The 22,763-nt window shown below is 68.5% G+C and carries 21 protein-coding genes; 7 read left to right on the forward strand and 14 right to left on the reverse strand.

What is annotated here, in order from left to right:
- The first annotated feature begins 47 nt into the window (after positions 1-47).
- The 3 genes from prfA to BMX96_RS01860 all read left to right on the forward strand — a co-directional run bounded on the left by prfA (position 48) and on the right by BMX96_RS01860 (position 2,778).
- On the forward strand, positions 48-1,097 hold the full coding sequence (gene prfA / locus BMX96_RS01850) for a peptide chain release factor 1 (RefSeq protein ID WP_091843659.1): 1,050 nt from the start codon (positions 48-50) through the stop codon (positions 1,095-1,097).
- The gene (prmC, locus tag BMX96_RS01855) at positions 1,094-1,888 is read left to right on the forward strand and encodes a peptide chain release factor N(5)-glutamine methyltransferase (protein ID WP_091843662.1); all 795 of its coding nucleotides are present in this window, start codon (positions 1,094-1,096) and stop codon (positions 1,886-1,888) included. The genes prfA and prmC overlap by 4 nt, the downstream gene beginning before the upstream one ends.
- Before the next feature lie 212 nt (positions 1,889-2,100).
- Positions 2,101-2,778 (forward strand): DUF4167 domain-containing protein, encoded by a 678-nt coding sequence (locus BMX96_RS01860; RefSeq protein WP_091843665.1) that lies wholly within the window; start codon positions 2,101-2,103, stop codon positions 2,776-2,778.
- Between the two features lie 3 nt (positions 2,779-2,781).
- Here BMX96_RS01860 and rsmA read toward each other — a convergent pair whose 3' ends face one another.
- The 6 genes from rsmA to lptF form a co-directional block, all read right to left on the reverse strand.
- On the reverse strand, positions 2,782-3,633 hold the full coding sequence (rsmA, locus tag BMX96_RS01865) for a 16S rRNA (adenine(1518)-N(6)/adenine(1519)-N(6))-dimethyltransferase RsmA (protein WP_091843667.1): 852 nt from the start codon (positions 3,631-3,633) through the stop codon (positions 2,782-2,784).
- 76 nt (positions 3,634-3,709) lie between these two features.
- Positions 3,710-4,699: a 4-hydroxythreonine-4-phosphate dehydrogenase PdxA gene (pdxA, locus tag BMX96_RS01870; protein WP_091843670.1), complete on the reverse strand. Its 990-nt coding sequence runs from the start codon at positions 4,697-4,699 to the stop codon at positions 3,710-3,712.
- On the reverse strand, positions 4,696-5,913 hold the full coding sequence (locus BMX96_RS01875; RefSeq protein WP_175481630.1) for a peptidylprolyl isomerase: 1,218 nt from the start codon (positions 5,911-5,913) through the stop codon (positions 4,696-4,698). Before BMX96_RS01875 ends, pdxA begins: the two co-directional genes overlap by 4 nt.
- Positions 5,914-5,957: 44 nt before the next feature.
- A complete protein-coding gene (locus BMX96_RS01880; RefSeq protein WP_091843675.1) occupies positions 5,958-8,114 on the reverse strand; it encodes an LPS-assembly protein LptD in 2,157 nt (718 codons plus the stop codon).
- Positions 8,114-9,208, reverse strand: a complete 1,095-nt coding sequence (gene lptG, locus BMX96_RS01885) for an LPS export ABC transporter permease LptG (RefSeq protein WP_091844376.1) — start codon at positions 9,206-9,208, stop codon at positions 8,114-8,116. The genes BMX96_RS01880 and lptG overlap by 1 nt, the downstream gene beginning before the upstream one ends.
- Positions 9,205-10,323, reverse strand: a complete 1,119-nt coding sequence (gene lptF, locus BMX96_RS01890; RefSeq protein WP_091843678.1) for an LPS export ABC transporter permease LptF — start codon at positions 10,321-10,323, stop codon at positions 9,205-9,207. Before lptF ends, lptG begins: the two co-directional genes overlap by 4 nt.
- A gap of 131 nt (positions 10,324-10,454) precedes the next feature.
- Here lptF and BMX96_RS01895 point away from each other — a divergent pair, with 131 nt between their 5' ends.
- Both BMX96_RS01895 and BMX96_RS01900 read left to right on the forward strand, forming a co-directional pair.
- On the forward strand, positions 10,455-11,924 hold the full coding sequence (locus BMX96_RS01895; RefSeq protein WP_091843680.1) for a leucyl aminopeptidase: 1,470 nt from the start codon (positions 10,455-10,457) through the stop codon (positions 11,922-11,924).
- Between the two features lie 8 nt (positions 11,925-11,932).
- Positions 11,933-12,391: a DNA polymerase III subunit chi gene (locus BMX96_RS01900; protein ID WP_073128793.1), complete on the forward strand. Its 459-nt coding sequence runs from the start codon at positions 11,933-11,935 to the stop codon at positions 12,389-12,391.
- 6 nt (positions 12,392-12,397) lie between these two features.
- Here BMX96_RS01900 and BMX96_RS01905 read toward each other — a convergent pair whose 3' ends face one another.
- Genes BMX96_RS01905 through BMX96_RS01915 form a run of 3 tightly spaced genes read right to left on the reverse strand, consistent with a single transcriptional unit; the run spans position 12,398 to position 15,551 of the window.
- Entirely contained in the window at positions 12,398-12,976 is a 579-nt protein-coding gene (locus BMX96_RS01905) for a retropepsin-like aspartic protease family protein (RefSeq protein WP_091843683.1), read from the reverse strand.
- A 36-nt stretch (positions 12,977-13,012) separates the two neighbouring features.
- Positions 13,013-13,645 (reverse strand): MarC family protein, encoded by a 633-nt coding sequence (locus BMX96_RS01910; RefSeq protein WP_073128795.1) that lies wholly within the window; start codon positions 13,643-13,645, stop codon positions 13,013-13,015.
- Between the two features lie 55 nt (positions 13,646-13,700).
- Positions 13,701-15,551 (reverse strand): ABC-F family ATP-binding cassette domain-containing protein, encoded by a 1,851-nt coding sequence (locus BMX96_RS01915; protein ID WP_091843687.1) that lies wholly within the window; start codon positions 15,549-15,551, stop codon positions 13,701-13,703.
- A 96-nt stretch (positions 15,552-15,647) separates the two neighbouring features.
- Between BMX96_RS01915 and BMX96_RS01920 the strand changes: the two genes are divergently transcribed.
- Entirely contained in the window at positions 15,648-16,262 is a 615-nt protein-coding gene (locus tag BMX96_RS01920) for a glutathione S-transferase family protein (RefSeq protein ID WP_175481631.1), read from the forward strand.
- A 61-nt stretch (positions 16,263-16,323) separates the two neighbouring features.
- On the opposite strand, the gene BMX96_RS01925 is transcribed toward BMX96_RS01920, so the two are convergent.
- Entirely contained in the window at positions 16,324-17,778 is a 1,455-nt protein-coding gene (locus tag BMX96_RS01925; RefSeq protein ID WP_091843692.1) for an alanine/glycine:cation symporter family protein, read from the reverse strand.
- Between the two features lie 174 nt (positions 17,779-17,952).
- On the opposite strand from BMX96_RS01925, the gene ndk reads away from it, so the two are divergent.
- Complete coding sequence (ndk, locus tag BMX96_RS01930) at positions 17,953-18,375, forward strand: nucleoside-diphosphate kinase (RefSeq protein ID WP_091843695.1); 423 nt, start codon at positions 17,953-17,955, stop codon at positions 18,373-18,375.
- On the opposite strand, the gene BMX96_RS01935 is transcribed toward ndk, so the two are convergent.
- The 4 genes from BMX96_RS01935 to BMX96_RS01950 form a co-directional block, all read right to left on the reverse strand.
- A complete protein-coding gene (locus tag BMX96_RS01935) occupies positions 18,372-18,806 on the reverse strand; it encodes a DUF4112 domain-containing protein (protein ID WP_091843698.1) in 435 nt (144 codons plus the stop codon). The genes ndk and BMX96_RS01935 overlap by 4 nt on opposite strands.
- 21 nt (positions 18,807-18,827) lie before the next feature.
- Positions 18,828-19,166 carry a TfoX/Sxy family protein gene (locus tag BMX96_RS01940; RefSeq protein ID WP_091844377.1) on the reverse strand — a complete coding sequence of 113 codons (339 nt, stop codon included), beginning with the start codon at positions 19,164-19,166 and terminating at the stop codon, positions 18,828-18,830.
- Between the two features lie 256 nt (positions 19,167-19,422).
- Positions 19,423-21,642, reverse strand: a complete 2,220-nt coding sequence (locus BMX96_RS01945) for a hybrid sensor histidine kinase/response regulator (protein ID WP_091843701.1) — start codon at positions 21,640-21,642, stop codon at positions 19,423-19,425.
- Positions 21,639-22,721, reverse strand: coding sequence for an FIST N-terminal domain-containing protein (locus BMX96_RS01950; protein WP_236736924.1), 1,083 nt, complete (start codon positions 22,719-22,721; stop codon positions 21,639-21,641). Before BMX96_RS01950 ends, BMX96_RS01945 begins: the two co-directional genes overlap by 4 nt.
- Between the last annotated feature and the right edge of the window lie 42 nt (positions 22,722-22,763).

Here is a 22,763-nt window from a genome sequence, read left to right on the forward strand (position 1 = left end):
GTGGGTGGCCTTGACCAAGCGCGGGCTTTGCGGGATTGATCGCCGCCATGGTGCCCCTCGACCGCCTTGCCCAGATCACCGACAGGTTCGAATATCTCGAAGCCGCCATGTCCGATGGCAGCGGCGATATCGCCGCCCTGGGCCGGGAATACGCCGAGCTGCGTCCCGTGGTGTCCGAGATCCGCGAGTATCGCGCAACGCTCGACGCCATCGCCGAGGCCGAGGCGATGCTGGACGACCCCGAAATGCGCGAACTGGCCGAGGACGAGCTCCCGCTGCTGCGCGAACGGTTGCCGGAGCTCGAGGAGAACCTGCGCATCGCGCTGTTGCCGAAGGACGCCGCCGATGCGCGCCCGGCGATCCTGGAAATCCGGCCCGGCACCGGCGGGGAGGAGGCGGCCCTGTTCGCCGCCGATCTCATGCGGATGTACCAGCGTTTCGCCGAGGCACAGGGCTGGCGGTTCGAGATCGCCGAGATGGCCGAGACCGAGCTGGGCGGACTGAAGGAACTGGTCGCCAACGTGCAGGGCGACGGCGTCTTCGCGCGGCTGAAGTTCGAATCGGGCGTGCACCGGGTGCAGCGCGTTCCCGCGACCGAGTCGGGCGGGCGCATCCACACCTCGGCCGCGACGGTCGCCGTCCTGCCCGAAGCGCAGGAGGTCGACATCCAGATCGACCCGGCCGACCTGCGCATCGACACCATGCGCGCCTCGGGTGCGGGCGGGCAGCACGTCAACACCACCGACAGCGCGGTCCGCATCACCCACCTTCCCACGGGAACCGTGGTGACCAGCAGCGAGAAATCCCAGCACCGCAACCGCGAGATCGCCCTGCAGGTGCTGCGCGCGCGGCTTTACGATGCCGAACGCCAGCGCGCGGATTCGGAACGGGCGGGCGCGCGCAAGGCGCAGGTGGGCAGCGGCGACCGGTCCGAGCGGATCCGCACCTACAACTTCCCGCAGGGCAGGCTGACGGATCACCGGATCAACCTGACGCTCTACAAGCTCGACCAGGTGATGCAGGGCGACCTGGGCGAGGTCGTCGACGCGCTGGTGGCCGAGGATCAGGCCGCGCGGCTGGCCGAACTGGACGCATGAGCCGCCACGAGGCGTTCCTGGACAGGCTGCGCGCTGCCGGCGTTCCGGACCCGGCGGGCGATCTGCGGCGGCTGACCGCCTGGGCTTTCGCGGGCCTCGACGACACCGCGCCTGAGGGGCTGGCGCGGCTGGAAGAGGCCGTGACCCGCCGCGCCGCGCGTGAACCCGTGTCGAAGATCAAGGGCCTGCGCGCCTTCTGGAAGCACGAGTTCGAGGTGACGCGCGACACGCTGGACCCGCGCCCGGATACAGAATCGCTGGTGGAACAGGCGCTTGCAGCGCCGTTCTCGCGGGTGCTGGACCTGGGCACCGGGACGGGCTGCATCGCGATTTCGCTTCTGTCCGAGCGGCCGGACGCTGTCGGCGTTGCTACGGATACCAGCGACGCGGCATTGGCTGTGGCCGCCCGCAACGCGGCGCGCATCGGCGTGGGCGATCGGCTGAAGCTGGTCCGGGCCGACTGGTTCGAGGGCGTGGACGACCGCTTCGACCTCGTCGTGTCGAATCCGCCCTATATCACGCAGGCCGAGATGGCGGAGCTGGACCCCGAGGTGGCGCAGTTCGACCCGGCCGAGGCCCTGACCCCGGGCGGCGACGGCCTGCACGCCTACCGCGCCATCGCGGCGGGCGCGCCCGGACATCTGGCTGCCGGCGGGCGGCTGTTGTTGGAGATCGGGTGGAAACAATCCGACGCGGTGCGCGAGATCGTTGCCGGCGCGGGGTTCTTGGATATCGTCTGTCACCGGGATCTCGGCGGGCGTGACCGTGTCATATCGGCCGTTAGACGCTGAAATCCTGTCGATTTCGACCCAAATCCCGACTTTCGGCTTGTCAACGCGGACGTGGCATGGTCTGTCCAAGGTAACAGGCAAGGGATCGGTCGATCGATCCCGCCTGACATTGCCAATACATGAGACGCCCCCCTGCGTTCGCATCATCCAAGCGAGCGGATCAGCTTGAAGCCGGGGCCGGGCGCGTCACACAAGGCCGGATACATCACTTTATGCGCTCTTCGAACAAACGCTCGCGGTCCAAGAACAACCGCAACCGTCAGCCCTCGGGCGGCAATATCGTCAACCGGGTCTTCGACAGCTCGGGCCCCGAGGGCAAGGTGCGCGGCACGCCGCAGCAGATCATCGACAAGTACAACCAGCTGACCCGCGACGCGCAGCTGTCGGGTGACCGCGTGGCGGCCGAGAACTTCGCCCAGCACGCCGAGCACTATACCCGGATGCTGGCCGAGGCGCAGCGCGAGATCGAGGCCAAGCGCGAGCAGCACGAGCAGCGTCAGCAGAACAACAACAACCAGAACAACAACCAGAATCAGTCGTCGAACAACCAGAACCAGCAGGGCGGTCAGCCCCAGCAGGGCGGCCAGGACGACGGCGGCAAGGGCGACCAGTCCGGCCAGGACAACGGCCAGCAAGCCGACCAGTCGGGCGGTCAGCAGGCAGGTGACGGCCAGGACGATGGCCAGCAGCGCAAGCCGCGCAACCGCCGCAAGCCGGTGCAGCGCGACACGGACGTGATCGATACCAAGGACGGCGACGACGAGGATAACCTGGTCGAAACCCCCGAGAACGCCCCCAAGCCCAAGCGGACCCGCAAGCCGCGCCAGAAAGCGGCGGACACCGCCGCCGAGGGTGGCCAGGGCGACGGCGCCGACACGGCCGCCGAATAGACCTCAGCCGTCGCGCGCCGTGTCGAGCGCGCGGGCCAGGGCGCAGAATTCTTCCAGCGAAAGCTCCTCGGCCCGGCGGGTCGGGGCGATGCCCACGCCGGTCAGCACGTCCTCGATCGCCGGGTGCATCGGCTTCAGCGACGCGCGCAGCATCTTGCGCCGTTGCCCGAACGCGCGGGCCGTCAGGGCAAACAGCGTTGCCGCCCGCGCCGGGCAGCGGGGCGTCTCGCGCGCCGTCAGGTGCACCACGGCGGACCGGATCTTGGGCGGGGGCGTGAAGGCCTCTGGCGGAAGCTCCATCACGATCCGCGCGTCGCTGCGCCACTGGGCCAGCACCGCGAGACGGCCATAGGCCTTGCTACCAGGCTGGGCGACGATGCGCTGCGCGACCTCTTTCTGGAACATGAGCGTGAGCGACGTCCAGAAGGGCGGCCAGTCCGGCGGGTCGAGCCAGCGGGTCAGAAGCTCGGTTCCGACGTTGTAGGGCAGGTTCGCCACGATCCGCACCGGCGGCGCCAGGTGCGTGAGCGGATCGATCTCGAGTGCGTCGGCATTCAGCACCTCGAGCCGCCCGGGATAGGCCGTGGCGATCTCGGCCAGCGCGGGCAGGCAGCGCGCGTCCTTTTCCACCGCCAGGACCCGGCGCGCGCCCTCGGCTAGCAGGCCCCGGGTCAGCCCGCCGGGGCCGGGACCGATCTCCAGGACGTCCGATTGGCGCAGGTCGCCCGCCTGCCGCGCGATCTTGGCGGTCAGGTTCAGGTCCAGCAGGAAGTTCTGGCCAAGCGCCTTCCGGGCCGACAGGCCGTGCGTGGCGATCACCTGCCGCAGTGGGGGAAGGTCGTCGATGCCGCTCATGCCGTCACCCGTCGAGGGGCGCTGCCCCGCGCGGGCAAGCCGCGCCCCCGAGGTATTTTAAGAAAGATGAAGCTCATCATGTGGCTGACGCGCGGCGGGCGGCCATCTGGCCGGCCATGCGCAGCGCCGCGATCAGCGACGTTGGATCGGCGCGTCCCGTTCCGGCGATGTCGAAGGCCGTGCCGTGATCGGGCGAGGTCCGGATGAAGGGCAGGCCCAGTGTCACGTTCACGCCGCCCGAGAAATCGATGGTCTTGATCGGGATCAGCGCCTGGTCGTGATACATGGCGATGGCTGCGTCGTAGGTGGCCCGCGCCGCGGCATGGAACATGGTGTCGGCCGAGGCGGGGCCGCGCACGCGCAGACCCTCGCCCGCAAGCTTTTCGATCACCGGGGCGATCAGCGCCGCATCCTCGTGCCCCATGGCGCCGCCTTCGCCGGCATGGGGGTTCAGCCCGGTGACGGCAATGCGGGGATCTTCGAAGCCGAAATCCCGCATCAGTGCGGCATGGGTGATGCGGATCGTCGCCTCCAGCCCCTCGGCCGTCAGCGCGCGTGGCACCTGCGACAGCGGGATATGGATGGTCGCGGGCACCACGCGCAGCGCGTCGCAGGCCAGCATCATCACCACCCGGTCCACGCCTGCCAGCGCCGCCAGGTACTCCGTGTGGCCGGGATAGGCGAAATTCGCCCCGTCGATCAGGGCCTTCTTGTGGATGGGGGCAGTGCAGAGCGCGCCGGCCGCGCCCGATTGCACCAGGTCCACACCCCGGGCGATGGCGGCGATGACGCCGGCGGCGTTGGCGGGATCCGGCGCCCCCGGCGTCGCCCGGCCCGCGAAGGGGTGGGCCAGCACCGGCAGGCCCGTCGCGGCGGCGGCGGCGGCCTGGTCCGGCGTGTCGATCAGCGAGACGGGCGTGTCCCGGGGCAGGTGCGCAAGATCGCCGATCCAGAAGAAGGGCAGGGCGGTCCCCAGCGCGCGCCACGCGGCCACCGCGATCTCGGGGCCGACGCCGGCGGGTTCGCCGCAGCTGAGCGCGATGGGCGCCGGGGCGGCCGGGATCATGGATAGGTGATGGTGGCGTTGGCGCGCAGCTCGGCCAGGTAGGCATCGGCCTGCCGGCCCACGCGGCGGTTGACCAGCGCGTCACGCAGGGCGTTCCGGTCGATCTCGGCCAGCTCTTCCTCGGTCTTGTAAAGCCGTTCGCACAGCATGAGGTAGACGCGCGTCTGCCCGCCCGCACGGCTCAGCGCCACCGACCGTTCCCCAGGGTCAAGCTGCGCGAGCTCGACCGCCACGTCGCCGGGGATCTGCGCGGGGGGCAGCGTGTCGCGCTGCAGCCGCTCGGCCGGCAGGCCCTGCGCCACGCTGTAGAGATCGTCGCAGGTCTGCACCTCGGCATCCAGCCGCGCGATGGTCTGGGCCGCCGCGCCGGAGCCGCCGCCGGGGATGTAGAAGGCGGCGTAATCGATGCCGATCACCGGCTGCGCGGGGTCGGTTTCCTCGATTGCGCGGAGCTGGAACAGCGCGATGGCGTTCGGCACCTCGATCGGCGGGGTGACCTCGCCGGGTTGCAGGCCCTGCACTACGTTGCGGATCTGCGGCGGCAGTTCGTCCAGGGCCAGCCAGTCAAGCCGCCCGCCCCGGTCGCGCGAGGGCGAGGCCGAGTATTCACGCGCGGCCGAGGCGAAGGCCGGCAGGGTCGAGATCGACCGCAGCCGGGGCAGCAGCGCCTGCGACCGCTGGGCGTTCTGGGGGGTATTGGCGGGCAGGATGATCTCGCTGAGCAGGACGCGCAGGCCGGGCTGAGGGGGCGCCTTCGCGGCCTCCTCGACATCCTCGGGCGTAACCGGCTGCGCGGCCTGCGAGCCGAATTGCTGGCGGACGATCGTGCGCCACGCCTGGCCCGCGCGCACGAAGTCGTCGAAGGTCGTTTCGTCGATCCCCTCGGCCGCGAGCACCTGGATGAACTCCGCGGTTTCGAGCCCGGCGCGGCCCGCGAACTCGGCCTTGCCCTCGGCAAGCTGCTCGTCGGTGACCGTCACGCCCTGGCGCCGCGCTTCGGCCAGTTGCAGCCGTTCGTCGATCAGCGCGTCGAGCGCCGCCTCGCGCGGATCACCCGGCGCCTGGAACAGGCGCATCATGCGCGCGCGCTGATCCAGTTCGAAGGCGGTGACAACGCCGCCGTCCACGTCGACCACCGGGGCGAACATGTTCTGCGCGTGGGCCAGCGGCGCGGCGAGAAGGGCAAGGCAGATGGCGAGGGAACGAAGGATCATCGTGTCACGGGCTTTCCGGGCTGGTCGTGGTCGCGCAAGCCTTATCATCCATTGCAGGTCTTGCGATAGGTGCTGTCGGCCCGCCCGTTGCCCACACCGGCCAGCGACACGCCGAACCCGAACTGGGTCGAGGCACTGACGGCCTGTGTTTCGGTGAACCGGCGCGATACCGACAGGTCGACGGTGATGCATTCGGTGCGGTATTGCAGCCCGACGCCGGAGCGCTGCGCGCGGTCCTGGTCGAAATCGTACCGGGTGTTGAAGCTGCCGGTCCAGTGGCGCGACAGGCGGTAGGCGGTCTCGAGCGTCAGCTCGTGGGTGTCGCGGGGGCGGTTCTCGGACGCGTCGCCGTTCAGGAAGACGTAGGATGTCTCGAGGCTCAGCCGGTCGTCGTTATAACCCAGCCGCGCCTCGTTCTTCGTCATTTCCAGGTCGTCGTCGAACACCGCGCGGGCGGTGAGGGCGAAGCGTGGGCCAATTCGCAGCTGCGCCGCCGCCAGCCAATCGGACTCGGTCCCGAAAAGACCGCTGGCTGGCGAGAAACCGCCACCCGGACCCTGGGTCGTCAGGGCGCCCAGGTCGTTCACCGCGTCCTCGCGCCAGACGCGGCCCACCACGGCGCCCAGCGTCCAGCCCGATGGGGCGGTGCGTGTATAGCGGACGCCAAGATTGGCACGGACACCGGTTTCGACCCGGTCCTGGCCGGGAAAGCGGCTGAGCGCGAACAGGTTGCCCTCGTCGAATTCCACCAGGATGCTGTCCTCGTTCGGCACGGCGTCGCCGCGGGTGTCGGACCAGGCCAGCTGGACCACCGGCTCGATCAGGTGGCGCACGCCGCCCGCGCCGTTGCGCTGCAACGGCAGGCGCAGGGTCGCCGCGGCATGGGGCACGAGGCGCGCGTTGTAGTCGGGGAAGTTGGGATCGTCGAAGGTGCGATAGACATCGGTATCGGCGCCGATGTTCAGATCGGCCAGCAGCCCGACCGGCGCCAGCCAGCTGCGCCGGTATTCCGCCGCGAATCCGAGCCGCGCCGTGTCGCGCCCGTCCGTCGGCAGGGACGAGCGCCGCGACAGGACCTCGAGATCGCCGCCCAGCACCAACTGTCCGCCCCCCGCGCGGATGGCCCGTTCGTAGGACACCGTGCCGTAGACGCCGGGCAGCTGGTCGCGGATGGGGATTTCCGAACTGCGCAGCGTCTCGAACCCCGCCAGCGATGCGTCGAAAAGCGAGTCGCGCCGCGCCCGGAACAGCCGCGCGCCGGTTTCCAGGCGGTCGCGGTCCGAATATCCGTAATCGATCAGGTAGGCCTCGTCCGAGACCTCCTCGATATCGAGCTCGAGCCGGAAGTCGCGTGGCAGGTCGAAGCGCCCGCGCCCGAACACGTAGTAGCGCGTGTCGTCCGGGAACAGGTCATCCCGGGTCAGCGCCGCGTCGAACTGAAGCGTGCCGAAGCGGAACGCCTGGCGGTAGCGCGCTTCGAGCGTGGTGGTCGATGTCGACAGGTAGGGCGTCAGCGTCAGGTCCGCGTGATCGCCCAGCCGAAAGAAATACGGCACTTTCACCCCGGTCCCGAGCTGCGACGTTGTTCGGATCGACGGGATCAGCAGGCCCGAGGTCCGCGTCAACGTGGGGTCGGGCAGCCGCAGGTAGGGGAAGAACGCGATGGGCAGGCCGAGCACCCGGAACTGTGCGTTCTCGAAATAAAGCTGCCGTTCCTGCTGGTCGTGAACCACGCGGCGGGCCCGGATCTCCCATGTCGGGATCGGGTTCTCGGCGCAGACCTCGCAGGACGAGGCGACGGTGTTCGACAGCTCGGTATAGCGGCCCGAGACCCGCGCCAGCTGGGTCGCGGCCAGTTGCAGTTGCTGGTCCAGCACCATCCGGGCCGACCGCAGCACACCGTTCTGAAGATCCGCGTCCAGCTCGGCCATGTCGGCCAGGACCACGGTATCCTCGCCGTCGCGCAGGGTGATCGGGCCCGTGATGATCAGCCGGTCGGCGGGCTGGTCATAGGTGATCCGCGTGGCCTGTAGCCGCACGCCGTCATACAGAACCTCGACCCGGCCCTCGGCCACGAGCTGGTTGCCGGTCTCGACCTCGACCCGGTCGGCCACCAGCGTCGCCACGGGCGGGGCCGCCGCCTGCGCCAGCGCGGCCAGCGGCAGAAGCGCCGCGATCAGGGCAAGGCACAGCAAACGCATCAGCCGTCTTCCCAGTGCAACAGCAGGCCCAGCGGCAGCAGGATGGCGGCCACGGGCGGTCCCCAGGCGGCCAGGAGGATCGGGATCTGGCCGGTCTCTCCCAGGATTTGCGCGAAATTTCGGATGAAGAAAAGTGCGAAGCCCAATCCGAGTGCCAGGAGAACCATCAGCCCGGTGCGTCCGAACCGCGTGTGGCGCATGGTGAACCCCGCGCCCACCAGCACCATCGCGGCCAGCAGCAGCGGCATGGACAGCTCCATCTGCAGCCAGACCCTGTGCTTGCGGGCCGAGAAACCGGCGGATTCCAGCTGGTCGATGAAGCGCGGCAGATCCCAGACCGGCACGCCCGACGGGTTCGCGAAGCTGTCGAGGATCTGCGTCGCCGTCAGTGTCGCGTCCACCACCAGATCCTCGTGGGTCCGCGCTCCCTGCTCGGGGTTGGGGCTGTCGAACCGCCATTCCTTGGCATCCGTCAGTCGCCACTCGGCGCCGTCGAGCCGTGCCTCCTCCGCCTCGATCCTGTAGGACGGCGCCCCGAAGCTGGTGAAGCCGAGGAAGCTTACCCCGTAAAGGATCGTGCCGTCGGGATTGGCCCGCACGGCGCGGATCACGGTCTGCTGTCCGTTGCCGCCCTGGCGCAGCCACAGGCCGTCCTCGCTGATCGTCAGCGCGGCCCGGTCGCCGCCCTGGATCAGCGTGACCTGCCGGTCGTATTGCTGGCTGGTGGCCGCGACGATGGGGTTCAGCACCGCCACGCCCAGCCCGCCCACGACCAGCGCGACCGCCACCGGTGCCGTCAGGCTGCGCAGGGCCGAGCGCCCCGAGGCCCGGGTGACCACCAGCTCGGACGTGCGGGCCAGGTTCAGGAACAGCGCCAGCGTCGCCATGATGACCAGCAGCGGCAGGATGCGGTAGAGCGTTTCGGGCACGCTCAGGGCCGTCAGTCCCAGAAGCCGCGCGAAGCTGACCCCGTCACCATCGAAGCGGCGCACCTGCTCCACCAGGTCCAGCAGCATCAGGATGCCGAAGAAGATCGCGGCCACCATGAGGAAGGTGGTCAGGAACCGCCGCGCGAAATACCGATGCAGGATCATGCCGCCGCCCGTGCCTGTCTTCGACGCGCGGGCCGGGCCGCCTGCCACAAGAGGATCGCGGTCAGCACCAGCCCGAACGCGGTCGCAGAATAGGCCATGACCATGGGTGCCCCGGACATCACCATGTCGGCGGCCAGGTTGTCGATCAGCTCGACCGCGATCAGGCAACAGACCGCGCCCACGATCTGCGGCGTTGCGCCGAAGCGCGAGAACCGGCCCAGAAGCATCACGGCGAAGCCCACCAGGGGCGTGACCATGGCGGCCAGCGCCTGGGTGAAGCGCTCGTGACCTTGGAAGACGAGGGCGCGCCGGTCGTCTCCCGTTTCGGCCTGCAATTCAGGCGTGGCGCGGAACAGCTCGGCCGTGCTCAGCGCGTCGGCGTCCCGCGCGCGGCTCTGCATCGGGTCCACGAGGTCCGAGATGTCGAAGGCGAAACTGTCGAACCGGGTGGTCGCCAGCCGCTGGGTGGCAAGGTCGAGCGTCTGGACCGTGCCGTCGTACATCACCAGCCGGGGCCCGAGATCGGAGCGCACCAGCAGCCCCCGGCGGGCCGAGTAGGTCACGCGCCGCGTGTCGTCGCGGGCGTCGGACAGGAACAGGCCCATCAGCTCGGTCTCGGGCGTGATCTCGGCGATGAACACGGTGATGCCGTCGGAAGGATACAGGAACTCGCCGTCGGTCAGCAGGCCCGCGGTCACGTCCTCGGCGATCTCGGCGCTGCGCTGGTCCAGCCGGTCGGTCGAGATCGGCACCAGCACGTGGGTCAGCACCATCGCCAGCGTCGCGCAGATCAGCCCGAACACCGCCACCGGCCGCACCAGACGCGCGGGCGAGAAGCCTGCCGCCTGGATGACCACCAGCTCGCTGTCGCCGCGCAGGCGGTTCGCCACGTAGACCGATGCCGCGAAGGCCGAGACCGGCAGCACGACGCGGATCACGTTCGGCAGCGACAGGGCCGTGAACTCGAGAAAGACCAGCGCCGACTGCCCGTTCGAGATCAGCCGGTCGAACAGGACGACGGCGCGGTTCACCCAATAGACCAGCACCAGGACAAGGCTGAAAAAGCCGAACAGCATCAAGAGCTGCGACAGCACGTAGCGATCGAACCGCGGCACGCTTCCCCCTCGATGGCCTGTCCCCTGGCGCGACCCTAGCGCAGGTCAGCGGGCGCGGAAACTGCCTTCTGGTCAACACGGCGGCGCGCGACTAGGTGTGCCGGGACCCTACAATGATCCAGGAGCCGCCGATGACCCGCCCCGCCACGTTGACCTTCCGCAAGACCGACACCGACGCCCTGGCCGAGCTCACCGGCCACGTGGTGGTGTTTCTCGGCGAGGATGGTGCGCTCGGGTCCGGTGCACAGGCCGTCGACAGCGCGGCGGGCGGCGCGGTGGCGCGGTTTGCGGCCAGCAAGAGCGGCACGAAGATGAAGACCGGCGCCGCGCAGACCATCGCCTGGCCCGGCGGCATGAAGGCCGACAGCGTCATCGCGGTGAAACTGCCCGCCGATGCCTCCGCCGAAGATGCGCGGCGCGCGGGCACGGCCGCCATGCGCGCGGCCGGCGACGGCCCGCTCACCATCCTGGCCGAGGATCGCCCTGATGCCGAGCTGATCGCGCTGGGCGCGCTGCTGCGCGACTACGACTACACGGACCAGAAAACGCCCGGAAGCGACGGGCACCCGGGGCCGCGCGACGTCGTGGTCATGGCCGACCGCCCCGAAGGACTCGACGCCGCGGCGGTGCAGGCCGTGGCCGAGGGCGTGTTCTTCACCCGTGACCTCGTGAACGCGCCCGCGAACGTCCTGACCACGACCGAGTTCGCCGACCGGCTTTCGGCCCTGGGCGACCTGGGCCTTGAGGTCGAGGTGCTGGACGAGGACAAGCTCGGCGCGCTCGGCATGGGCGCGCTTCTGGCCGTGGGGCAGGGCAGCGACAGCCCGTCGAAGGTCGTGGTCATGCGCTGGAACGGGGGCGGGGACGAGGCGCCGCTGGCCCTGGTCGGCAAGGGCGTGGTCTTCGACACGGGCGGCATCTCGCTCAAGCCCGGTGCGGGCATGGAAGACATGACCATGGACATGGGCGGCGCGGGCGTCGTCTCGGGCGTGATGAAGACGCTGGCGCTGCGCAAGGCGCGCGCCAACGTGGTGGGGCTGGTGGGCCTGGTCGAGAACATGCCGGGGCCGAACGCCACGCGCCCCGGTGACGTGGTCAAGTCCATGAAGGGCGACACGATCGAGGTTATCAACACCGACGCCGAGGGCCGGCTCGTCCTGGCGGACGTGATGTGGTACGCGCAGGACCGGTTCAAACCGGCGGCGATGATCGACCTGGCGACGCTGACGGGTGCCATGATCGTGGCGCTGGGTCACGACACGGCCGGCTTTTTCAGCAATGACGACGCGTTGTCCGAGGCGTTGAGCGCGGCGGCGAAATCCGAGGACGAGGCCGCCTGGCGTCTGCCGCTGGGCAAGCCCTATGCCGATCTGCTCAAGTCGCGCATCGCGGACGTGAAGAACGTGGGTGGCCGGCCCGCCGGCGCGATCACGGCGGCCGAGTTCCTGCAGCGCTTCGTCACCGAGGGCACCGCCTGGTGCCATATCGACATCGCCGGTGTCGCGCTGACCAAGTCCGACAGCCCCTACGCCCCCAAGGGGGCCTCGGGCTGGGGCGTCCGCGCGCTCGACCGGCTGGTGCGCGACCGGTACGAGGGCTGAGCCCCGCCATGGGCGTCGCGATGTTCTACCACCTGACGCGCCGCCCGCTCGAGGCGGTGTTGCCCACGCTGCTGGAGAAGTCGCTGGCGCAGGGGTGGCGGGTCTGCGTGCGCGGCGGCAACGCCGTCCGGCTCGACCAGCTGGACCAGGCGTTGTGGACCTATTCGGACGACAGTTTCCTGCCCCACGGGCGGGCGGGCGGCCCCCATGATGCGCTGCAACCCGTTCTGCTGGCCGATGGTCCGGACCTGCCGCCCCGGACCGCCTGCCTGATGAGCGTGGACGGGGCCAACGTGTCGCTGGATGAGGTCAATTCACTGGAACGGGTCTGTATCCTGTTCGACGGCAACGATAACGGTGCGCTGGAAAAGGCGCGGTCCCAGTGGCGGGACCTGACGCGGGCCGGCGCGTCGGCGCAATACTGGTCCGAGGAATCGGGCCAGTGGCAGAAGAAAGCCGAGTCCTGACGCCCCCTACGGGCTGAGCGTCAGCCGGTCGTTCTCGATCGAGATGCGGCCGAAGCGCTGGAGATAGCTCATCCCCAGAAGCGAACTGCTCATCTCGCCGCCATTGACCGAGGCGCGCACGTCCTCGGCCACGAACTCCCCCACCGACACTTCCGAGAGCATCACGAACGCCATGGGCACCGTGCCGTTCGCCGTGCGCGCGCGCCCGGTATAGGCCAGCTGTTCGGGGTCGAGCCCCACGCGCCGCGCATCGCGCTGGCTCAGCACCATGTCCGACGCGCCGGTGTCGACGATGAAGTCGACGGAGATGTCCTGGATGTTCAGCGTGACGCGGTAGTGTCCGTCGAAGCTGCGCGGAACCACCAGTTCGCCCCGGCTGCTCAGAACCTGGGCGGGCGCGACGTCGTCGCGCAGATCGCTCCATAATCCCGCGACGGCGATGGCGCCGACGAAGATGAGGCCCCAGATGGCGGCCTGCTGCATGGTCTTGCCCAGGCTGTTTCGGTTCGAGACGAAGAAATACCCTGCAATCACCGAACCAAGCAGGACCAGATACACAAGCGAAGCAATCGAATCACCATTCATGCGCCTGATTTAAGGCCCGGAAAACGGTGTGCCAAGCTAGGCTTGCAGGCCAAATCCGCGCAGCCCGTCCAGCACGAACTGAACCGACAGCGCCGACAACAGCATCCCCAGCAGCCGCGTGACCACAAGGACGCCGGTGTCGCCAAGCGCGCGTTCGATCCAGCCCGCGCTGAGAAAAAGGATGAAGCATATCCCGTAAACCACCGTGGCGACGCCGAAAATACCGGCCTGCAACAGCGGCTCGCCGCTGGCCTGATCGGTCAGCAGGATGATGGACGTGATCGATCCCGGCCCCGCCAGCAGCGGGATGGCTAGCGGGAAGACCGACGGGTCGTCGCCGGGATCGTGGTCGTCGGCCTCGGACTGGTCCTGCCGCCGCTGGGTGCGCCGGCCGAACAACATCTCGAGCGCGGTGAGGAACAGCAGGATGCCCCCCGCGATCCGGAAGGCGGGCATCGAGATGCCGACGAATCCCAGCACCGCCTCGCCGAACAGGCCGAACAGCAGCAGGATCCCCATGCCGATGATGCAGGCGCGGATGGCGATGGCACGGCGGCGCGCCCGCGCCATGCCCTGGGTCAGCGCCAGGTAGATCGGCGTGGTGCCCACCGGGTCGATGATGACGAACAGCGTCACGAAGGCGGTGACGTAGAAGTCGAGCTCGGTCACGCTGCGGACCCCGAAGCTGCGGACGGTCGCGACCCGTTATCCGGGCGTCCGACCGTCATGCCTCGGCCCGTTCCAGCCGTTCCAGCGCCGCCATCCACAGTGTTTCGGCCCGGTCGAGCCCTTCCATCACCTCGGCATACTTGCGGTTCCACGTCTCCAGCTCGCCGACGCGGCTGTCCTCGTAAAGCGTCGGGTCGGCCAGCTTCTTGGCCAGCTTCTCGCGCATCTCGGTCAGCTTCTCGACCCGCGCCTCGCCCTTGCGCACCTCGGATTTCAGCGCCAGCAGGTCCTCGCGGCTGGCCCGCTTGACCGGGGCCTTGGGCTTCTCGGCCTTCTTCTTCGGCTCGTCCGTCTGCAACAGCATCCGCCGATAGGCTTCGAGGTCGTCCTCGAACGGCGCGACGCGGCCATCCTTCACCAGCCACAGGCGGTCGGCCACCAGGCTCAGCAGGTGCATGTCGTGGCTGACGAGGATCACGGCGCCGGAATAGGCGGTCAGAGCGTCGACCAGCGCCTCGCGGCTTTCCATGTCCAGGTGGTTGGTCGGCTCGTCGAGGATCAGCATGTGGGGCGCGTCGATGGTGGCCAGCAGCAGGCTCAGCCGTGCCTTCTGCCCGCCCGACAGGCTGCCCACCAGCGTTTCGGCCTGGTCGGCGCCCAGCCCGAAGCCCGCAAGCCGCGCGCGGTGCCTGGCCGGCGTCTCGTCCGGGCGCAGGCGGCGGACATGGTCGATGGGCGTCTCGTCCACGTACAGCTCGTCCACCTGGTGCTGCGCGAAATAGCCCACGCGCAGCTTGGCGGCCTTGGTGATCCGCCCGCCCATGGGCGCGAGCTTGTCGGCCAGCAGTTTGGACAGGGTCGACTTGCCCTCGCCGTTCCGGCCCAGCAGGGCGATCCGGTCGTCCTGGTCGATGCGCAGGGTCATCTTGCCCAGCACCACGCGCTCGCCGTAGCCCACGCTGGCCGATTCCAGGTTCACGATGGGCGGCGACAGCTCTTCGGGTTCGGGGAAGCTGAAGGCACGCAGGGCGGCTTCCTGCGGGGACTGGATGGTTTCCAGCCGCTCGATCATCTTGATGCGGCTTTGCGCCTGCTTGGCCTTTGTGGCCTGCGCGCGGAAGCGGTCGACGAATTTCTGCAGGTGGGCGCGGCGGGCCTCGACCTTCTTGGCCTCGCTTTCCGCCGCGGCGCGCTGCGCGGCCTTGGTGCGGGCGAAGGTGTCGTAGTTGCCGGTGAACAGCGTCAGCTTCTTGGCCTCGAGATGGAGGATCGAGTTCACCGCCCGGTTCAGCAGCCCGCGGTCGTGGCTGATGATGATGACCGTGTGCGGATAGCGCGACAGGTAGTTTTCCAGCCACAGCGCGCCCTCGAGGTCGAGGTAGTTGGTGGGCTCGTCCAGCAGCAGCACGTCGGGCTGCGAGAACAGCACGCCGGCCAGCGCCACGCGCATGCGCCAGCCGCCCGAGAAGGCGCTGCAGGGCATGGCGATCTCGGCCTGGGTGAAGCCGAGGCCGCGCAACAGCTGGGTGGCGCGCGCCTCGCCCGACCAGGCGTCGATATCGGCCAGGCGGGTCTGGATCTCGGCGATGCGGCCGGCATCCGTCGCCGTCTCGGCCTCGGCCATGAGGCCCGCACGCTCGGTATCGGCGGCCAGCACCGTGTCCAGCAGCGACACGTCGGACGACGGCACCTCCTGCCGCACGCCGCCGATGCGTGCGCGCGACGGCAGGCCGATGCTGCCGCTTTCCAGAACCAGCTCGCCCCGGATCAGCTTGAACAGGGTGGTCTTGCCGGTGCCGTTGCGGCCCACCACGCCGACCTTGTGGCCTTCGGGAATGGTGGCCGACGCGCCCTCGAACAGGGTGCGGCCCGCGACCGCGTAGGTGATGTCATGGATCCTGAGCATGGCCCGCGCATTAGCAGAGCGTGCGGCCGCGCGAAAGCCACACTGGCCGGACAGGGCCAGGGTCTTTACGCTCGGCCCGACCAAGCGGAGGAATACATGACCATCACCCTGCATTCGCTGCAATATTCGCGGGCCGTCCGCATAGCCTGGCTGATGGAGGAACTGTCGGTCCCCTACAAGATCGTGCGCTACGAGCGGACCGACGCCTACCAGGCGCCGCCGGGCCTGCGGCAAATCCACCCGTTGGGCAAGGCGCCGGTGATCGTGGACGGCGACCTCGTGCTGGGCGAGTCGGCCGCGATCCTGCGCCATGTCCAGCGACGCCACGGCGACGGCCGTTTCGTGCCCGAAGGTGACCGGGATGCCTGGGCGCGCCACGACGAGTGGCTGGACTACGTCGAAGGGACCCTCATGCGCCCGATCAGCGCCGCCTTTTGGGCGCGGCGCAACGACAGCGAGATCGACGCCAAGTCGCAAGGCCAGCTCGACCTGCATATGGGGCATTTGAACCGCCATCTTGGACAACGCACGTACCTGATGGGCGACGCTCTGACGCTGGCGGATATGCAGATGCTCTATGCGCTGGCCATGGCACGGTATGCCGGCGTCTTGGGGGACGGGGCCGCGGCCGGGTATCTCGACCGGTTACTTGTGCTTCCGGCCGTCGAACGTGCCATCGCGGCCACGGGACCGATCATGCCGGGCGGTTAATCGAGGGAGAGCGGGCGAAGCTGTCATGCCAGCTCCGCCCGTTCCGGGAGGCGCCTTAGCCTTAGCTGCTCGAGCCGCCTTTAAGCTCCGCCTCGACATCGCGGTTCCAGATCGTCGCGTCGACGGTGTCGCCCAGTTCGGGGTATTCCTTGATCTGGAAAATCGGCTCCTTGCCCGCGCGACGCTGGGCGAAATAGTCCTTGGTCAGCTTTGCCACCGTCTTCGACAGGATCAGGATCGCGACCAGGTTCACCGTCGCCATCAGCGCCATGGAGGCGTCGGCGAAGTTGAACACGGTCGTCACCGCCTGCATCGATCCCCAGACCACCATGGCGATGGCCAGGCATTTCAGGATCAGAAGGGGCACGCGGGTGCCGAGGCCGAGGAATTCCATCGCGTTCTCGGCGTAGGAATAATTGCCGATGATCGAGGTGAACGCGAAGAAGAGGATCGCGATCGAGATGAAGATCGGCCCCAGCGCGCCGATATGTTCTTCCAGCGCGATCTGCGTCAGCGCCATGCCGGTGGCCGCGCCTTCCGAGTAGTCGACGACGCCCGACAGCAGGATCATCAGCGCGGTGGCTGTGCAGATCACCAGCGTGTCGATGAAGACGCCCAGGCCCTGGACCAGCCCCTGGCTCGACGGGTGGTGCGGTTGCGGCACGGCCACGGCTGCGATGTTCGGGGCCGAGCCCATGCCGGCCTCGTTCGAGAACAGGCCCCGCTTCACCCCGTTCAGCAGCGCCGCCATGAACCCGCCGGTGAAGCCGCCCGCCGCGGCTTCGAACCCGAATGCGGATTTCACGATCAGCGCCAGCATGGCGGGCACTTCGGCGATGTTGATGAACACGATGATGAGCGCGACCACGATGTAGATGCCGGCCATGGCGGGAATGATCCGTTCGGCCACGCGGGCGATGGTGCGGATGCCGCCGAAGATGACCACCCCCGCCAGCGCCGCGATCACCAGTCCGGTGATCAGTTTCGGGATGGCGAAGGCCTCTTCCATCGCGACCGAGATCGAGTTGGCCTGCACCGCCGAAAAGATCAGCCCGAAGCTGACGATCAGGCAGATGGAGAACACGTATCCCATGGCGTTCGACCCGATGCCCTTGGCCATGTAGAAAGCGGGGCCGCCGCGATATTGCTCGTCCGCGTTGCGGACCTTGTAGAGCTGGGCAAGCGTCGACTCGGCATAGGCTGTCGCCATGCCCACGAGGGCCACCATCCACATCCAGAAGATCGCGCCCGGTCCGCCCAGGTAGATGGCGACCGCGACACCGGCCAGGTTGCCGGTTCCCACGCGCGAGGCCAGCGAGACCGTCAGCGCTTGGAAGGGCGAAATGCCGTCATCCGAGGTTTCGCGCGACTTGGTGATGACCCGGAAGAACTCGGCGAAGTGACGGAACTGCAGAAATCCCGTGCGCCACGTGAAATACAGCCCCACGGCCAACAAGCCGTAGACCAGCACGTAGCCCCACAGCACGGTGTTCAGGAAATCAACGATTGCCGTCATGTCTCACCATTCCAATTCAATTTTAATCAACTCGAAGTGGAAGCGGACCGCAGCATGCTCCCCCAGTCAAGGCTAGTCCGGTGAATGGGTTTTCAACGCTTGGGGTGCATGGTATCGGAACGCGCAATATTCGGGCGGGCATTGGGCCTGCCCACGCTGAAAAATGAGGCACCCATGGCCACCGAACGCACGCTGTCGATCATCAAGCCCGACGCGACCCGCCGCAACCTGACCGGCAAGATTAACGCGAAATTCGAGGATGCGGGCCTGCGCATCATCGCGCAGAAGCGGATCCAGCTGACCAAGGCCCAGGCGGGCGAATTCTACAAGGTTCACGCCGAACGGCCCTTCTTCGACGAACTGACCACGTTCATGGCGTCCGAGCCGGTCGTCGTGCAGGTGCTGGAAGGCGAAAGCGCCATCGCGAAGAACCGCGAAGTGATGGGCGCCACCAACCCCGCCGAGGCCGATGCCGGCACCATCCGCGCCGAGTTCGCCGAGTCGGTCGGCGAGAACTCGGTTCACGGGTCGGACGCGCCCGAGACCGCCAAGGAAGAAATCTCGTTCTTCTTCTCCGGCCTCGAGCTGGTGGGCTAAGCCCCGCCGCCCAATCCCGGGTGATGCGAAGACAGATGGCCCTCGCCCTTGGCGGGGGCCTTTTGCGTCGGGGTGGCGGTCGCCGCGCGACGTTCGAGATCCTCGCGCAGGATCGCGACGTTACGACGGTTCGCCTTGAAGCCGGCATCGAACAGGTCACCGAGGATCGGGACCGACCCGACGGCGAAGTCCACTGCGCAGTTGACGCCTTGGCGGACCAGCTTGTGGCGCGGCAGACCCATCCGGTGACTTTCCAGCACGATGTAAGCTGCGGGGGTCAGCGCCAGCGCATCGCCCACGCCGGGGACGAGGCCCAGCAGCGTATCCCAGCCGATGCGATACCGCGTGCCGGGGATGCCGAAGGCCGTGTCCATGCGCGCGGCAAGGCGTTCGAGGCGGGCGAGACGGTCGAAATCGGGCAGTGTGTTCATGCGATCCCAACCCGCGCCGGGTCAGCCGGTTCCGCGTGGGTCGCGCACACCGATTCTGTCCAGGAACGCCTCGAGCTCGGAGCGCGGCGGCGGTGCGGCAGACGCCTTGATCCGGTCGAACCGCAGTCTCAGCGTGGCCTTCTCTTCTTTCGTGCAATCGTTCCAGGGACGGCCCTGCAGCGCCATCTCGATCACGTAGAAGGGGATGAAATGCGGGCGTTCGCCGCTGGCCAGCAGCCGGGCATAGGCCGCGTCGGTGCCCAGGTCGCGCAGAGCCTCGGCGCTGTCGATGCCCGCGCGGGCAAAGGCCGTCTCCATGGCGGGGCCCATGTTGCGCAAGGTCGAGATCGGCGTGCCCATGACCGATGCTGACCCCGTGCCGCCCATCGGGTCAAGCGGGACCGCGTGCGGCCTAGATCTGTGCCCAGTCCTTGAAAGTGCCGGGCTTCGGCTTCTGGCCGTTGTCGGGTTTCTTCACCGGCTGCGGGGCCGGTTTTTCGTCTGCGTGACGGATCATCGGATCGCTCCTTCTTCTGGATGCGATCCGAACGCTGCGGGCGGATTGCGGCGATTCGCGGGCCATTCGGCGCCTCCGAACGCTATTGTGCTGACGATGTCACCGATCTGCCGCAGGGCCCTCGTCGTCGATCAGCGCGATTAGGCTTGCGGCCTCCAGCGGCTTTGGCACCAGGTCCACGCCCGCGCGGCGGCATTTCTCGGCCAGCGCCCGGTCGCGGTTGGCCGTGATGATGCGCGCGGGGAGGGCGCCGAACTGGGCGCGCAGCCGCTCGTAGAGGTCGAGCCCCGTCATCCCGTCGCCTAGTTGGTGGTCCAGCAGCAGGCGGTCGGGGGCGATGTCGATCTCGTCCAGCAAGGCCAACGCCTGCTCGGCGGTGTGGGCGTGGACCACGTGGGATCCCCATTCCTCGATCGTGAGGCTCAGCGCGCTGGCCAGTTCCTCGTCGTTCTCGACCAGCAGCACCACCAGCCCCTCCGCGCGCGGCCGCGCCTCGCGCCCCGAACTGCGCCGCGGGGTCGGGCCGCGCTGCGCCAGACTGCTGCGGGTGACGGTGACGGCAAAGCACGATCCGCGCCCTCGCTCGGATCGCAGGGTCAGGTCGTGGCCCAGTGATGCACAGGCCAGGTCGACGATGGCGAGCCCAAGGCCCAGCCCCTTCGAGCCGGACATGTAGGGGCCCAACTGCTTGAATTCCTGGAAGATCGTCTTCTGGTCCTCGGGCGCGATGCCGGGGCCGGTGTCCCAGACCTCGACCCGCGCCGCGTCGCCCCGCCGCCGGACACCGACCACGACGCGGCCGGCGTCGGTATACCGGATCGCGTTGATCACCAGGTTCTGCAGGATCCGGCGCAGGAACACCGGGTCGGACCGCACGATGTGGTCGGTGTCCCGGATGTGCAGCGACAGCCCCTCGGCCTCGGCCATGGGGGTGAGTTCGGTCCGGAGCGACGACAGGATCTCGTTCAGCGGCACGTCCTGCACGTTCATGATCGCCTGGCCAGAATCGAGCTTCGAGATATCCAGAAGCGCCTCGATGATGTGCTCGACCGAGGCCAGGGCCGACACGGCCTTGTCGGCGGTGGCACGCGACAGGTCGTCGGTCGCCCGGTCCGACAGGAAGGACACGAACAGCTTGGCGGCCGACAGCGGTTGCAGCAGGTCGTGGCTGGCGGCGGCCACGAAGCGGGTCTTGGACGCGTTGGCGCGCCGCGCCTCGTCCAGGGCATGGCCCAGCTTCTCGGTCCGGTCGGCGACGCGGGCTTCCAGCGTCTCGTTCATCTCGCGCAGGGCGCGCGCGGCCTCGCGTTCGGTGGTGACGTCAGTGAAGCTGATGACGAAGCCCCGGTCGGGCATTTCTTGGGCGAATACGCTCAGGATCTGGGCGGGCCTGCGGGTCACCTCGAAGGTGATCGGGCGACGCGCCCGGCGCCTGTGGGCCCAGGCCAGCAGGTGGTCGCGGGTGAAGTGCTCGGAAAAGGTGATCTCGTCGTTCAGCCGCGCGATAAGCGCATCGAAGGTGATGCCCACGAGTTGCCCGTGGATCGGGCGGTCCAGCAACGCCTCCATCCCCGTGTTCCAGCCCGCCAGCCGCAAATCGTTGTCAAAGATGCAGACGCCCTGGTTCAGATGATCGAGCGTGGCGCGCACCATCTGCGCCTGCCGGTCCATCAGTCGGTCGCGTTTCTCCCGCTCGGCGCGGATGATGTCGCTCACGTCGGTCTGCAGGATCACGGTGCCGCCGGTCGCGGTCCGGTGTTCGCCCACCTGCAGCCAGCGGTCGCGCGTCAGGCGGACGTTGAAGATCACCCGGTCGTCCTTGTGGCGCTGCATCCGGCGATCGCGCCACTCGCCCTTGGTGACCCCGTCGGGCAACGCCAGGTAGATCGACTGGCTGATCAGCTCGACGTAGTGATGGAAGGACAGTCCCGGTTCGATATCGGGCACGACGTCCGCCAGGTCGCGGCAGAAGCGCGAGTTCGACATGACCAGCCGGTCGTCCTCGTCGAACAGGGCGAACCCCTCGTTGATCGATTCCACCGCCTCGGCCAGGTTGGCGCGCGCGGCCTCGGCGGCGCGGTTGGCGGCGCCCAGCCGTTCGTTGGTCTTGTGCAGAAGCTCCAGCGCGCGTTCCAGGTCCACGGTGCGCTGGCGCACCTCGCCCTCGAGGATGGCCGCGCGCTCGAACTGGGCGTAGGCGAGGCCCGATGGATCGCTGCTCTGCTCGATCTTCGCCATCAGCGCCTCGGAAATGGCGATGAGGCGGGCGTTCTGATCTTCGAGGCTGTCGGTGGGGTCGATCAGTTGGCTGGCGGTCATGGGCGGGTCCGGGGCGGCGACAGGGCGACGCCGGTCATCGTCTGGTTCACGTGCATCGGGCCAATCTGTTCGCCGTAGGTGGAAAAGCCCACCACGTTGTTCCGCGACAGGACGTCCGACACCGCGCGTGCGCTCTGGCCCTGCTCGGCGGCGATGCGGCGCAGGATGCAGTCGCAAGCCAGGATGTCTGTGGGGCCGCGGTCGCGCGCGATCTCGTACAGCGCGCGATCCAGGTGGCTCGAAAGGTCGTCGGCCCGCGCCACGCGCAAAACCATCCCGGTTTCGATCGCCGAGAAGAACACGAGCTCGCCCCGGTCGTTCACCCGCTGGATGGCGCGGACATGGTGTTGGTCGCCCAGCCGCACCACCACCGGGTGCGCGGCGAAGGTGAATTCGTTCAGCTGCTCGGGGTCCTTGCCGATCAGCCGCGCGTATTCGCGCGCGGCGGGCGCGCCGTTGATATGCGTGACCAGCCGCCGCTCGGGCACCGCCCCGGTCACCACCAGCCGGGTCTCGGTCGGGTGCAGGTTGTTCAGACTGAAGACATGCGTCTCGCAATCGGTCGCCACCAGAGACAGGATCGCCGCGTTTTCCAGCACATCGCCGTTGAGACCCAGCCGGGTCTTGCGGAACGACTGCCCGTCGCCCGCCGACCCGCCGAACAGGGGCAGGGCGCCCATCCCGGGCGCGATGGCCGAAAGCAGCCGGTCTTCCTGCAACGACAGCCCGTCGACCAGCAGGAAGCCGAACCCGCCGGGCATCTCGGGCACATCCGCGCCGAGCTGCATGCGTGCCTGCACGATCCGGTCCGACAGGTAGGTGCCGTCCAGATCGGTCAGCGGCGCGATGACGAACGGCGTCACGCGGAAGCGGGCGCGCGGCAGGGCGGTCGCCAGCACCGCATCCTCGCAATAGCCGTCGGGGCCGATCTCGCCCGCGGTCGTCACGAGGATGGTATTGCTGTTGGGAAACCTCTCGGCGGCCTGCCGCGTCAGCGTGTCGAAGTCGCTTGCGGGCGAGGCGAACAGGTACAGCGTGTCGATGTCCTGGTCCGAAAGCTGCTGCCCGACCTGGTCCACGACATCCGGCGCCCGCGCGGGCACCGCGCAGGACGGGATCAG

Origin of the sequence: Palleronia pelagia, from assembly GCF_900110115.1 — a bacterium.
In the GTDB taxonomy this organism is placed as follows: domain Bacteria; phylum Pseudomonadota; class Alphaproteobacteria; order Rhodobacterales; family Rhodobacteraceae; genus Palleronia; species Palleronia pelagia.